We start from the raw sequence: 216 nt of genomic DNA on the forward strand, positions 1-216 counted from the left end.
ACTTGGTTCTCGAGCATCGTCCCCTACTCCGCCAGTGTGTTGATTTTGTCTTCCGCCGCCTTGGCGTCCGCTTCGGTATATCCGAGTGCCTGGGCTGCTTGATAGACCCAGCACTGGTTCTCGAAGCAATAATTGATGATTGAATCGATTTTAGTTTTCATCGTCATAGCTGCGCGCCCCTCTGGCTGATGTAAAAACAATACAGCCTGGGGCGAG

The 216-nt window shown here is 51.9% G+C and carries 1 protein-coding gene; it reads right to left on the reverse strand.

Going from position 1 to position 216, the window contains the following annotated elements; genetic code table 11:
- Positions 1-23 precede the first annotated feature (23 nt).
- A partial coding sequence (locus A3709_RS23350; protein ID WP_231871201.1) for a hypothetical protein occupies positions 24-216 on the reverse strand: 193 nt, incomplete at its 5' end.

Origin of the sequence: Halioglobus sp. HI00S01 (assembly GCF_001635445.1) — a bacterium.
Classification (GTDB): domain Bacteria; phylum Pseudomonadota; class Gammaproteobacteria; order Pseudomonadales; family Halieaceae; genus Halioglobus; species Halioglobus japonicus.